Here is a 13,396-nt window from a genome sequence, read left to right as displayed (position 1 = left end):
TGCTCGCCGCGGTCGACCGCACCGTCACCGGGGCCGGCGCGCGCCTGCTCGCTGCGGACCTCGGCGCGCCGCTCCTCAATCAGGATCTCATCGAGGCGCGTCTCGACCTCGTGTCGTTGTTCGAGGGCGATGCGGGCCTGCGCGACGCAGTGCGCAAGCAGCTCAAGGCCCTGCCCGACATCGGCCGCGCTTTGGGTCGGCTCGCAGCGGGCAGGGGGAGCCCTCGCGATCTTGGCCAGATGCGCGACGGCCTCAACGAAGCGCGCCGCCTCCACGACCAGCTGGCGCGCGAGGCCGAGCGTCCACCGCTTCTTGTCGAGCTTCTTTCTACGCTGACGGGCCATGGCGCGCTGGTCGATCTCCTCGCGCGCGCGCTGGTCCCGTCGCCGCCGATCGATACCGCCCAGGGCGGCTATATCGCCGAGGGTTATGACGCCGCGCTCGACGTCCTGCGCGCCACCGGCGGCGAGGGGCGGCGGGCGATTGCCGGGCTGGAGGCCCGCTACCGTCAGCAGACCGGAATCGCCGCGCTCAAGATCCGCCACAATGGCGTGCTCGGCTATCATATCGAGGTGCCGGCCAGGCATGCCGATCGGCTGATGGCGGCCGATTCGGGCTTCACCCATCGCCAGACCCTGGCCGGCGTCGTCCGCTTCAACGCGCCCGACCTGCACGACCAGGCGATGCGGGTCGGGCAGGCAGGGGCCCACGCGCTCGCCGCCGAGGCGGTGCATCTGGAGGAGCTGATCGGCGCTGCCCTGTCCAAAGCCAACGAGATCGCGGCGGCGGCGGATTCGCTGGCCCGGCTCGATGTCGCCTCGGCACTGGCCGAGCGGGCGGCGGAGGGCGGCTGGTGCCGCCCGCATTTCGCGCCCCATAGCTGTTTCGAGGTCGAGGCGGGACGGCACCCGGTCGTTGAGGATGCCCTCCGCGTCAGTGGCGAGCGCTTCGTCGCCAATGACTGCGTGTTGTCGGAGGAGGCGCGCCTCTGGCTGGTGACCGGCCCCAATATGGGCGGTAAGTCGACCTTCCTCCGCCAGAACGCGCTCATCGCCATCCTCGCCCAGGCCGGGTCCTACGTGCCGGCCGCGAAAGCCACGCTGGGGCTGGTCGATCGCCTGTTCAGCCGGGTCGGCGCCTCGGACAATCTGGCGCGCGGCCGTTCGACCTTCATGGTCGAGATGGTCGAAACCGCCGCCATCCTGTCCCAAGCAACCGAGCGCAGTTTCGTCATCCTCGACGAGGTCGGCCGGGGCACCTCCACCTATGACGGCCTCGCCATCGCCTGGGCGGTGGTCGAGGCGGTGCATGATCGCAACCGCTGCCGCTGCCTGTTCGCTACTCATTATCACGAGCTGACGCGCCTCGCCGAGCGCCTGGACGCCCTCTCGCTCCATCATGTCCGCGCCCGCGAATGGAAAGGGGAACTGGTCTTCCTGCATGAGGTCGCCGAAGGCCCCGCCGACCGCAGCTACGGCCTTGCCGTCGCGAAGCTGGCCGGCCTGCCGTCCCCGGTCGTCGCCCGCGCCCGCTCGGTTCTCGCCAAGCTCGAGGAGGGCCGCGCCGCCACTGGCGGCATCGCCGCCGGCCTCGACGATCTTCCTCTCTTCGCGGCGGCGGTCGCGGCGGAGCCGGAGGCGGATCCGCTCCGCGACGCGCTGGAGGCGATCGAAGCGGACGCGCTCAGCCCGCGCGAGGCGCTCGACGCGATCTACCGTCTCAAGCGGCTGGCGGGGGAGGAGCCGTCTCCGGCGGACGGGAATAGTCGCTGATCGCCTCGAACATCACGGTAAGCGCTCGCTGCTCCTCGGAGGTGAGTTCCGGCCGCCAGACCTCGAACAGCAGGATCGCCCGGATCGCATCACCATCGTTCCAAGCCTCATGCTCGATGCTGTCGTCGAACAGCAGCGGACGGCCTTCCGCCACCGTCCTCGTCTCGTTGCCGACGCGGAGGCGACAGCCCTGCGGCACGATCAGCGGGATGTGGCAGATGAGGCGGGTGTTCACCATGCCGCAATGGGGCTCGATGTGCGTTCCCGGCCTCAGGATCGAGAAGAGCGCATTGGGCCACCGCCCCTTGATCCGCGGCATCGGCGATGCTTCGAGCGCTTTCATCGTCGCCGGGCAGCGCGCGGCATTTTCGGCGACCGGCTCGCCGTCCCGCCATAGGTGAAAAGCGCTCCAGCTGGGGTCGTTCAGCAAGGGATGCGTCGTCTCCGGCCTGTCTTTCGCCCGCTGGACATAGGGAGTGACGCCGCTCTCGCCCGCCAGCACCGCCTCGGCCTCGGCGCGGATCGCCGGCAGGGCGGTCAGCATTTCGGCGAGCCAAGGAAAATCCTCGGCCTCGTAGAAAGCGATCTGCGGAAGTCGGGGATAATAGAAACTCGTCGGCTGCTGGAGTTGGGGCGCCTTGGCCCCCGACAATATGTCGAGCGCCTCCGCAAAACGCCCGTAGCCGTTGCCCGATGAGACGCCGGCGGCCGCGAGCCTTTCCCGCAGATGGTCCTCGAACCGGCCGGCGGCGGCCAGGCTCGCCGCCTCCGCGCGCCGCAGCCCTTCGGCGAGGTCAGGCGGCAGCTGAATCGTCGCCGCCGGGGCCAGTCGCAAGGCGCGATCGTACCAGGAAATAGCGGCGCGATCGTCACCGTCCCGCGTCAGCAGGTCGCCTTTCATCAACAGGGCCCGCAAGTCGCGCTGGTTGTTCGCCAGGATGCGATCAAGCGCCGCGTGCGCGGCGTCGCGGTCGTCGAGCACGTCGCATGCGCGGGCCAGGAGAAATGAAATCCGCGGCGTGTCGTGGCCGAAGGCCACCATCCGCTCGAATATGGCGCGCGCGGTGGGCAGGTCGCGGCGGCGGAGCGCCTCGAATCCCGCCTGCTCCAGTGCCTGAGCGTCCGCCTCCTGCATAGGCCGCAATCATAACGGGCCCTTGGCCGGCTGCAATGCGTCTGATGACGCGCCCTCTCGATTTTCCTATCTCTGGGCCATGGACTCCCGCTTCGCCACGATCAGCCACCGCCGCGCGATCATCGATCGCAAGGCCCTGGCCGATCAGCTGGGAGGCCTGGGCGCGCGCGGCAAGGCGAAGGCGACCAGGTTGCTGAAACAGGCGCTGAGTGCCGGCCGCGCCGAAATCGCCCGGCGGCTGGAGGAAAAACCCTGGCAGGGCAGCGAGACCGCCGCCGCCTACGCCTTTCTCACCGACCAGATCGTCCGCCTCGCCTATGACTTCGCGACCGAACATCTCTATCCCGTCGCCAATCCGACGGCGGGGGAGCGTCTCACGCTGATGGCGGTCGGCGGCTATGGACGGGGCGAGATGGCGCTCCATTCGGACGTCGACATCGCGTTCGTCACCCCGTGGAAGCCGACCAGCTGGGCCGAGCAGGTCATCGAGGCAACGCTCTACCTGTTCTGGGACCTGGGGTTGAAGGTCGGCCATTCCAGCCGCTCGGTCGACGATCTGATCCGTATCGCCGCCGACGATCATACCGTGCGCAGCGCCGTCCTGGAGTCGCGTTATCTCTGGGGTGACGAGGCCCTGTTCGACGAAGTGCAGAACCGCTTCTGGAAGGAAGTCGTCGCCGGCCACGCCAAGGCCTTCGTCACCGAGAAGCTGGAGGAGCGCAACGCGAGGCACAAAAGGATGGGCGACAGCCGCTATGTCGTCGAGCCCAATGTCAAGGAAGGGAAAGGCGGGCTTCGCGACCTCCACACGCTCTTCTGGATCGGCAAATACGCCTACCGGGTGCGCTCGGTGCCCGAGCTGGTCGAAAAGGGGCTGCTCACCAAGGCGGAGCTGAGGCAGTTCCAGAAAGCGGAGCGCTTCCTGTGGGCGGTGCGCTGCCACCTCCATCTCGTCGCCGGCCGCGCCGACGACCGGCTCACCTTCGATTATCAGCGCGAGATCGCCGGGCGGCTGAACTATGCCGACCGGCCTGGCAAGTCGCCGGTCGAGCGCTTCATGCAGCATTATTTCCTGCATGCCAAAGCGGTCGGCGACCTGACCGGCGTCTTCCTCGCCCATCTGGACGAGCAGTTCGCTCGGAGCGGCCGCCGGTTCGGCCTGCCCGCACTTCGGCGCCGACCGCGCAAGCTGGAAGGCTTCGTGCTCGACCGGGGACGGCTCGCCCTGCCGAACGAGAAATTCTTCGAGGAAGATCCGGTCCGCCTCCTCCAGATGTTCGCGCTCGCCGACCGGCACGAACTGGAGATTCACCCTCTGGCGATGCGGGCGGCGAGCCGCGACGCGAAGCTGATCGATAACGACGTGCGCGAGGATCCGCGCGCCAACGCGCTGTTCCTCGATGTTCTGACTTCGCCGCGCGATCCCGAAACGGTGCTGCGCTGGATGAACGAGGCCGGCGTGTTCGGCCGTTTCGTTCCGGACTTCGGGCGCGTCGTCGCGCAGATGCAGTTCGACATGTACCATCATTATACGGTCGACGAGCATTCGATCCGCGCGATCGGTCTCATGGCGAAGATTGAGCGCGGCGAGCTCAGGGCCGACCATCCGATCTCGACGGCGATCATCCAGCAGATCTCCTCGCGCCGGGCGCTCTATGTCGCGGTGCTGCTCCACGATATCGCCAAGGGACGTGGCGGCGATCACAGCGTGCTGGGGGCCGAGGTCGCGCACCAGCTCTGCCCGCGCCTCGGGCTGGACGAAGCGGAGACGGAAACGGTCGCCTGGCTGGTGCGCTGGCACCTCCTCATGTCGGCGACCGCCTTCAAGCGCGATCTCGCCGATCCCAAGACGATCGCCGACTTCGTCGGGCGGGTGAAGAGCCTGGAGCGGCTGCGCCTGTTGTTGCTGCTGACCGTCGTCGACATCAGGGCGGTCGGTCCCGGCGTCTGGAACGAATGGAAGCGCCAGCTGCTGCGCGAGATATTCGAGGCGGCCGAGGAGATGCTGCGCCTCGGCCACAAGCAGAAGGGTCGCCAGCATCGGGTGGCGGCCATACAGGAGCAGCTGGCGGAGCGCCTCGGCTGGGACGAGAGCCGCTTTGCCCGGCTGGGGTGGCGGCTTCCCGATTCCTACTGGCTGGCCGAGCCGATCGAGGTGCTGGAGGTGAACGCCCGCTTCGTCGACACGGCGGACCGCGATCCCGCCGCGTCACGCCCGCTCTGGACCGGCGTTCAGCCGGAGCGCGGCGGCACGCTCGTCACCGTCTACGCCAAGGACCAGCCCGGCCTGTTCTACCGGGTCGCGGGCGCGATCAGCCTCGCCGGGGGCAACATCATCGACGCTCGCATCCACACCACCAACGACGGCATGGTGCTCGACAATTTCCTCGTCCAAGATCTGCACGGGCTCCCGTTCGACGACCCTCACCAGCTCGAGCGGCTGGACGAAACGGTGACCGCCGCCGCGGCGGGTGAGGAGCCGAGGATGGACCGGCTGGAGGCGAAGGCGCTGCCGCTGCCGCGCGCCGAGGCTTTCCCGATCCGCCCGGCGGTGTTCATCGATAACAAGGCGTCGAACCGCTACACCGTCGTCGAGGTCAATGCGCGCGATCGGGCCGCCCTGCTGAGCGGGCTTGCCCAGGCGCTGTCGCAATCGAAGGTGACGATCCATTCGGCCCACATCGCCACTTATGGCGAGCGGGCGGTCGACGTGTTCTACCTCACCGACCTCCACGGCGCCAAGATCGAGCGGCCGGCGCGGCTGAAGACGATTAGGGAACGGCTGCTGAAGGCCGCGGATTGTCAGGTGGCGGCGGGGCGTGTCGCCGCCTGAGCGGCCTTCTTCTCGCGCCGCTGGACGGCTTTCTCCGGAGGTACATAGCTGATCAACACGTCGCCCGCCTCCGTCACCGGCCGGGCGTCGGTCGAGAAGAAGAGCAGGCGCTTGTCGGGCTTCAGCACGGCGAGGCTCTCGGCGTTGTCCGGGCGCGCGGCGAGATGATCCTTCAGGCTGAATTCGTCGGTGAGCTTTGTGCGGCTGAACTGCCAACCGGCCGCCTCGCGCGTCACCAGCTCCTCGATCGAAGGCCCTCCCGGCATCAGCACGCGGCCGCGGACGGGCCCGCGTTCTCGGTCGGCGCCGATCTGACTGACCGATTCAAAGCCGATCTCCGGCCCCAGATCGGCGCAGATGAGGGCGTTATAGGCGTCGTTGTCGGTGGCGGCGACGAGTTGCTGGAACTGCTTCATGTCCAGATGATCGTGAGTCACCTCGTCCAATATGTCGCCGCGATAGACGTCGATGTCGGCCTTGCGGGCCGCGCGGAGGGCGAGCTTGCTGGTGTCGGCGACGGTGACGGCGATCTCGAGCTGCTCCAGCATCCGGCCGAACGCGATCGTCCAGCTGTTGGCCCCGATCAGCAGCACGCCGCGGCCGGGTCCCTGGTCGATGCCCAGCCGTTCCGAAAGCTTCTGGGCGGTGAAGCCATGGGCGAAAATGGTCGCGACGACGACGCCGAACGATAGCGGGATAAGCGCCTCCGCGTCCGGCACGCCATATTCGGTGAGGCGCAGCGAGAAGAGACCGGTGATGGCGACCGCGACGACGCCGCGCGGCGCGATCCAGGCGATGAACAGCCGCTCCCGCCACGGCACCTTGGAGAGGAACAGGCTGACGAGCACCGTCACCGGCCGTACGACGAACAGGAGGAGGATCAGGAAGACGAGGAAACGTGCCTCGAACGCCCTCATCGTTTCCCAGTCGAGGGTGGCGGGGAGAATGATGAACACGCCGGAGACGAGCAGCACGCCCAGATCTTCCTTGAAGCGGCGCAGCGCCTGGAAGGAATAGATGGGCCGGTTCGCCATGGTGATGCCCATCACCGTCACCGTGACGAGTCCGGTCTCATGCTGGATGAGATCGGCGACGATGAAGCCGGAGATGACGACGACGAGCAGGACCGGCGCCTTTAGGAATTCCGGGACGTAGCCTCGCGGGAAGACCCAGGTGACAGCGTAGGCCAGGCCGAAGCCTATCAGGCCGGCGATGACCGAGGAGAGAGCAACGTCGAGCGCGATCGCGCCGACGCTCACCTGCTCGCCCTGATAGGTTATGTACGCGAAGATGAAGACCGCGAGCAGCGCGCCGATGGGATCGTTGACGATGCCTTCCCATTTGAGGATGTTCGCCGGCCGCTGACCGATCCGAAGGGTGCGCAGCATTGGCCCGATCACGGTCGGACCCGTCACTACCAATATGCCGCCGAACAGCGCCGACACCGGCAGCGAGAGCCCGGCCCCATAATAAGCGGCGGCGGTGCCGAGCGCCCAGCCGATCGGCACGCCCAGGATGACGAGCCGCAGCACGGCCGGGCCGGCATGGCGAAGCTCCCGGAAATTGAGGCTGAGGCCGCCGTCGAACAGGATGACGGCGACGGCGAGCTTGATGATCGGCTCCTGCAGGGCGCCGAAATCGCGTTCCGGATCGATGATGCCGAGCACCGGCCCGGCGACGAGGCCGGTCAAGAGCATCAGCGCGATTGCCGGCCGGCCGGTGCGCCACGCGATCCACTGCGCGCCGACGCCGAGGATGCCGATCAGCGCGATCTTCACCATCAGCGAGTCGACGAAAATCATCCCGCCTCCATGCCTAGATGGAGCGCAAATGAGAAGGGCCCCGCCATCTCTGGCAGGGCCCTTAAGGTCATTGTCCGCAGCGGCCCTAGAAGCGCGTGCGCACGGTCACGCCATAAGTGCGCGGCTCCGCGAGGAAGGAGCCGAACAGCTGGGTGGCGCGGTTCGGGGTCGGTGAGCAGAAACCGTTCTGTGCCCCTCGGATCGAACATGAGCCCTGGATCGGCGCGTCGAAGGCGACCTGCTGGTAATTCTCGTCGAGCAGGTTCTGCGCCCACAGCTCGATCCCCCAGCCGTCGTCGGGACCGCGCAGGCCGACGCGGGCGTTCAGGACGAAATAATCGTCCTGCATCTTTTCGAGGTCGAGGTCGGAGCCCGTGTTGAACTCGCTCTGATAGCGGCCATCGACATAGAAGAGTCCGCTAAGGCCGCTGCTCCCGATCGGCGGCGTGTAGGTGAAGGCGCCGGTCAGCGTCCACAGCGACGAGTTGGAGATACGCCGCCCAGGAAGCTGGAACAGCGAATTGGAAAGCGGCTGGCCGTCGGTGCCGACCAGATTGTTGCGGTATTGGGTATCGGCCACGGTCGCGCCGAGATTGACGCCGACATTTTCCATCGGCCGCATAAAGGCCTCTACCTCGACACCCGTGCTCTTGACACCGCCCTTGACGCCGCCCGGGCAGGCGCCCGTCGTCGGATCGTTGTCGGTGTCGGCACCGCCCAGATCGTCCTTGCAGGCGTTCACGTTGGCGACCTCGAAGAACAGGCCGTTGAAGGTGTTGAGCTGGAAGTCGTCGAACACCTGGTGGAAGGCGGTGACGTTGAGGTCGAAGCCGCGACCATTATATTTGGCGCCGATTTCGAACGCATCGACATTCTCCGGCTCGAAGATCAGATCCTCGAGGCTCGCCGTCCCCAGGACGGGCCCGATGCCGCCGGCGCCCCGGGCGAGCGCCGAGCGGTCGAGGTTGAAGCCGCCCGCCTTGTAGCCGCGCGAGTAGCTGACATAGGTCAACAAGTCGTCGGTCGGCTTGAAGCTCAGCACGGCGGTGCCGCTCAGCGCGTCCTCCTTGCTGTCGATATCCTCCTGCGTGAAGCTGCCGCCCGGCACGCTGGGCACGACGCAGGGAAGCTGGGCCAGAGCCGCTAACGGAGAGGCAGCGATGACCTGGCAGAAAAGATTGTTGTCGGTCAGCGTCGCGTCGAGTGTCTTCTTCTCGTTGGTGTAGCGAAGGCCGAGCGTCAGGTTCACCCGATCGGTGATCTCGAAGATATTGTGGGTGAAGAAGGCGAAGTTGCGGCTCTTCTGCTCGAACAGATCGTCCGTCATGGCATTGTTGAACGACAGCGGCGGCAGGCCGAGCCCGGCTCCCAGCGCCGCGCCGATCGCGTCATAACCGCCGAGCGGTACGCCCGGCGCCAGGCCGCCCAGAAGGGCAATCAACTGGCGCTGCTCCGGCGGCACCAGCGGATTGGAGGCGATCGCGCCGGCGACCGTCTGGTTGAAGCAGCCGACCCCGCCGATCGGCTGGGTAAGGTTGATCGGCGCGCCGAAAGCCTGGCTCAGCTGGCCGCTGATGTTGGCCGCCAGAACGCAATTGGCATAACGCTGATAGTCGGTGCCGAAGCTCAGATTGTCGCGGACGGTCAGCTCTTCATTGGCGTAATAGGCACCGACCAGCCAGTCGAGCCGCCCCTCCCAGGCTTCGCCCTGGAGCCGAAGCTCCTGGGTGAACGTCCGGAACTTCTGCTTCGATCCGCCGTCATCGTCGCGATAGAGGATATCGAGATTGTTGAAGTCGGCGTCCTGGCCGCGGACATAGTCGTTGCCGCGATAGGCACTGATCGAGGTCAGCTCCGCGCCGCCGAAATCATAAACGACCTCGGCCGAGATGCCGTAATCCTCGACATCCTGGCGATAGGTGCGGCCCGGCGTGATCGACATCTGCCGCTCGAACGGGTCGTCGATGATCACTCCGCCCAGCGCGCGCAGTAGGGCGGCTGCGGAGGAGGGCCCGGCTGTGATGTTGCCATCGGCGCCAGCGACTGAATCCTGCGCCGGCAGATAGACGGCGCCGCAACATTCCTCGTCGCGATTGGCATAGTCGCCGATCACCCGCACGGAGAGCGCGTCGGTTGGCTCGAACAGCAGCTGGCCGCGAATGAGATAGCGGTCGCGATCGTTGACCTCGCGGCCCGAGATAACGTCCTCGATGAAGCCGTCCCGCTTCAGGTACACGCCATCGAGGCGATAGGCGACCGACTCCGAAATCGGGCCGGTGAAGCCGAGCTCGAAACGGCGATAATCGTGGTTGCCGATGCTGGCTTCGGCGCGGCCTTCATTCTCGAACTTCGGCCCCGCGGTGATGACCGAGATCAGGCCGGCCGAGGCGTTGCGGCCGAACAGCGTCCCCTGCGGGCCGCGCAACACTTCGACGCGCTCCACTGGCCCGAGTTCGGTCAGAGCGGTGCCGTTGCGCGAACGGTAGACGCCGTCGATGAAGACGGCGACCGAGCTTTCGAGGCCCGGATTGTCGCCGACCGTGCCGACGCCGCGAATGCGGGCGCTGCTCGCACCGGCTTCCGACTGGGTCGAGGAGACGAGGAGCGAAGGCGAAAGCTGCTGGAGCTGGCGAATGTCGGCCGCGCCCGAATTTTCGAGCGCCTGGCCGGTCACGGCGGAGACCGCGAGAGGTACGTCCGACAGCGCCTCGTTGCGGCGGGTGGCGGTGACGATGATATCATCGGTATCCTGCGCGCCCCCTTCGTCCTGGACGACTTCGTCGACCGACGCCGCTTCCTGGGTGGGGGTGGCCTCGCCGACCGGGGGCACCGGCTCCTGCGCGAAAGATGGCGCCGCCAGCGCCGCCATGCCTGCCGAGATCAACCAGAACGACTTGCGCATTTTGTCCCCTCCCCAATTTTTCTGATTTACGTTTGCGTAAAGGCTAGCCCAAAGACCCAAGCGCCTCCACCCAAAAACCGCAGTTTCCCTTAGGTTGAGCGGCTTCATTGCAATTCCGCAACAAACCCGTTGCACAATAAAACCAATGCTGCGGACACGAGTCCGATTGCCGTTACGGAAAGCTGGGAAAGAGGCGAGACGGCCCCAGACATGGAAAAGGCGGCCGGCGCCCTTCGGCACCGCCGCCTTCCATATTCGGGGCCGTTTCGGTGCCGCTTGCGCCTATTTCGGCGCGAGCACCATCAGCATCTGGCGGCCTTCCATGCGTGGATGCTGCTCGACCTTGGCGGTCTCGGAAACATCTTCCTGGACGCGCTGCAGGAGATTCATGCCGAGCTGGCCGTGGGCGAGCTCGCGGCCGCGGAAGCGCAGCGTCACCTTCACCTTGTCGCCTTCCTCGATGAAGGCGAACACCTTCTTCATCTTGGTGTCGTAATCGTGGTCGTCGATGTTGGGACGCATCTTGATCTCCTTGATCTCCTGCGTCTTTTGCGACTTCCGCGCGAGGTTGGCCTTTTTCTGGGCCTCGTACTTGTATTTGCCGACGTCGAGGAACTTGGCGACGGGCGGATCGGCGTTGGGAGAAACCTCGACGAGGTCGAGCCCCACTTCGGCGGCCTGCTCGATGGCTTCGGCGGTCAGCAGAACCCCCAGATTCTCACCATTTTCATCGATCACGCGCACTTTGGGCGAGACGATGAATTCATTATAGCGGGGGCCGTGCATCGGCGGCGACTGAGGGCGCCGGGTCATTGGGGGACGTATAGTAGCTTCTCCTTATGTGCCTGATAGGGCCCTCCACCTAGTGAATTGCGGCGGCAAATGAAAGACTGGGCGGCGACAGGCCGCCTTTTTTGGGGTCTCTGTTGCGGCTCAGTCGCGAAGATCGGGCGGCGTCGCCTCGACCCAGAGGCGCTGGACCAGCTCGTCGAGGCGGATCACTTCCTGGCGGGCGTCGGTTCCGAGCGGGCGGAGCGCCACCGTCCGCTCCTCGGCCTCCCGCTTGCCGACGACGAGCAGATTCGGAACCTTGGCGAGGCTGTGCTCGCGCACCTTGTAGTTGATCTTCTCGTTGCGAAGGTCCGCCTCCACGCGGATTCCCGCCTCGCGCAGCTTCTCCTCGACCTCGCGCGCATAATCGTCGGCGTCGGAGACGATCGTCGCCACCACCGCCTGCACCGGCGCCAGCCACAGCGGGAACTTGCCGGCATGATGCTCGATCAAAATGCCGATGAAGCGCTCGAACGTGCCGAGGATGGCGCGGTGGAGCATCAGCGGGCGGTGCTTCTCGCCGTCCTCCCCGACATAGCTCGCGTCGAGCCGCTCCGGCATTTGCGGATCGAGCTGCAACGTCCCGCATTGCCAGGTGCGCCCGATCGCGTCGTCGAGGTGGAATTCGAGCTTGGGGCCGTAAAAGGCGCCCTCGCCCGGCAGCAATTCGTAAGGAAGGCCGGTCGCCTTCAGCGCAGCTTCGAGATCGCCCTCCGCGCGGTCCCAGGATTCGTCCGAGCCCACACGCTGGTCGGGTCGCGTCGCGAGCTTCACCCGATAATCGGGAAAGCCCAGATCGCGATAGATCGTGTCGAGCAGCGCGCAAAACGCCTTCGTCTCATCGACCACCTGGGCGTGCGTGCAGAAGATATGCGCGTCGTCCTGCGTGAACTGGCGGACACGCATGATGCCGTGCAGCGCGCCGTGCGGCTCGTTCCTGTGGCAGCAGCCGAACTCGGCCAGCCGCAGCGGCAGGTCGCGATAGCTGGTGATGCCCTGCTTGAAGACCTGGACATGGGCCGGGCAGTTCATCGGCTTCAGCGCCATCAGGTCGCCCGCGCCGGTCAGCACCGGCTTGTCCGGATCCGTCCCCGGCACCTCGTCGGGCACGACGAACATGTTCTCGCGGAACTTGCCCCAGTGGCCCGACGCCTCCCACAACTTCGCGTCGAGAAGCTGCGGCGTCTTGATCTCCCGATAGCCCGCCGCGTCGAGCCGGCGCCGCAAATAGGCTTCGAGCGCGCGCCAGATCACCCATCCCTTGGGATGCCAGAAGACCGAGCCGTGGGCTTCCTCCTGAAGATGGAACAGGTCCATTTCGCGGGCAATGCGGCGATGATCGCGCTTCGCCGCTTCCTCCAGCCGTACCAGGTGGGCGTCGAGCTGCTTCTTGTTGAGCCACCCCGTACCGTAGATGCGGCTCAGCATCGCGTTCTTCTGGTCGCCTCGCCAATAGGCGCCGGACACGCGGGTCAGCTTGAACGCCTGCGGATCGAGTTTCCCCGTCGACGCCAGATGCGGCCCCCGGCAAAGGTCGATCCACTCGCCGGAGCGATACATGGTGATCGCCTCGTCGGCCGGGAGCTCCAACACCCATTCGGCCTTGAACGTCTCGCCGCTCTTCACGAAGAATTCTCGCACGTCGTCGCGCGTCCAGACCTCGCGGATCAGCGGGTCGTCGCGGGCGATGATGCGCCGCATCTCCTCCTCGATGGCGGGCAGATCTTCTTCCGTGAACGGCCGCTCCCTGGGCGCGAAGTCGTAATAGAATCCGTCCTCGGTCGCCGGCCCGAAGGTGATCTGCGTTCCCGGAAAAAGATTCTGCACCGCCTCGGCCAGCACGTGCGCATAATCGTGTCGGACCAGCTCGAGCGCATCCGCTTCGTCGCGCGACGTGATCAGCGCCAGTTCGGCGTCGCTCTCGAACGGCCGTCCGATATCGCGCACCTCGCCATTCACCCGCGCCGCGATCGCCACCTTGGCCAAGCCCGGCCCGATCGCCGCCGCCACATCGGCGGGCGTAGTCCCGCGCTCGACCTCGCGCACGGAGCCGTCGGGAAGAGTGATCTTGAAGTGCTTCGTCATAGCCCGGTCATGTAGCGAGCCCCGCAATGAACCTCC

The 13,396-nt window shown here is 66.3% G+C and carries 7 protein-coding genes; 2 read left to right on the top strand and 5 right to left on the bottom strand.

From position 1 onward, the window contains the following. Positions 1-1,772, top strand: a 1,772-nt coding sequence (gene mutS, locus VIR62_RS00820) for a DNA mismatch repair protein MutS (RefSeq protein ID WP_431867863.1), incomplete at its 5' end; no start/stop codon positions are given. Here mutS and VIR62_RS00815 read toward each other — a convergent pair. After that, positions 1,720-2,907, bottom strand: a complete 1,188-nt coding sequence (locus tag VIR62_RS00815) for an aspartyl/asparaginyl beta-hydroxylase domain-containing protein (protein WP_431867861.1) — start codon at positions 2,905-2,907, stop codon at positions 1,720-1,722. The two genes, mutS and VIR62_RS00815, sit on opposite strands and share 53 nt — an antisense overlap. 79 nt (positions 2,908-2,986) lie before the next feature. Here VIR62_RS00815 and VIR62_RS00810 point away from each other — a divergent pair, with 79 nt between their 5' ends. Beyond that, entirely contained in the window at positions 2,987-5,740 is a 2,754-nt protein-coding gene (locus VIR62_RS00810; protein WP_431867859.1) for a [protein-PII] uridylyltransferase, read from the top strand. On the opposite strand, the gene VIR62_RS00805 is transcribed toward VIR62_RS00810, so the two are convergent. From VIR62_RS00805 to thrS, 4 genes are all read right to left on the bottom strand, one after another. Then, entirely contained in the window at positions 5,710-7,542 is a 1,833-nt protein-coding gene (locus VIR62_RS00805; RefSeq protein WP_431867857.1) for a cation:proton antiporter, read from the bottom strand. The two genes, VIR62_RS00810 and VIR62_RS00805, sit on opposite strands and share 31 nt — an antisense overlap. Before the next feature lie 85 nt (positions 7,543-7,627). Next, complete coding sequence (locus tag VIR62_RS00800) at positions 7,628-10,444, bottom strand: TonB-dependent receptor (protein ID WP_431867855.1); 2,817 nt, start codon at positions 10,442-10,444, stop codon at positions 7,628-7,630. 282 nt (positions 10,445-10,726) lie between these two features. Then, positions 10,727-11,257 (bottom strand): translation initiation factor IF-3, encoded by a 531-nt coding sequence (gene infC, locus VIR62_RS00795; RefSeq protein WP_431867853.1) that lies wholly within the window; start codon positions 11,255-11,257, stop codon positions 10,727-10,729. A gap of 120 nt (positions 11,258-11,377) precedes the next feature. Further along, positions 11,378-13,360, bottom strand: coding sequence for a threonine--tRNA ligase (gene thrS, locus VIR62_RS00790; protein WP_431867851.1), 1,983 nt, complete (start codon positions 13,358-13,360; stop codon positions 11,378-11,380). Positions 13,361-13,396 lie beyond the last annotated feature (36 nt).

Origin of the sequence: Allosphingosinicella sp. (genome assembly GCF_036570505.1) — a bacterium.
Taxonomy (GTDB): Bacteria; Pseudomonadota; Alphaproteobacteria; order Sphingomonadales; family Sphingomonadaceae; genus Allosphingosinicella.
This window is presented reverse-complemented; position numbering and strand designations above follow the sequence as displayed.

Excerpts from the sequence above, each read along its gene's own strand:
- infC (WP_431867853.1), bottom strand. The coding sequence starts at position 11,257 with ATGACCCGGCGCCCTCAGTCGCCGCCGATGCACGGCCCCCGCTATAAT.
- thrS (WP_431867851.1), bottom strand. The coding sequence starts at position 13,360 with ATGACGAAGCACTTCAAGATCACTCTTCCCGACGGCTCCGTGCGCGAG.
- VIR62_RS00810 (WP_431867859.1), top strand. The coding sequence starts at position 2,987 with ATGGACTCCCGCTTCGCCACGATCAGCCACCGCCGCGCGATCATCGAT.
- VIR62_RS00805 (WP_431867857.1), bottom strand. The coding sequence starts at position 7,542 with ATGATTTTCGTCGACTCGCTGATGGTGAAGATCGCGCTGATCGGCATC.
- VIR62_RS00800 (WP_431867855.1), bottom strand. The coding sequence starts at position 10,444 with ATGCGCAAGTCGTTCTGGTTGATCTCGGCAGGCATGGCGGCGCTGGCG.
- VIR62_RS00815 (WP_431867861.1), bottom strand. The coding sequence starts at position 2,907 with ATGCAGGAGGCGGACGCTCAGGCACTGGAGCAGGCGGGATTCGAGGCG.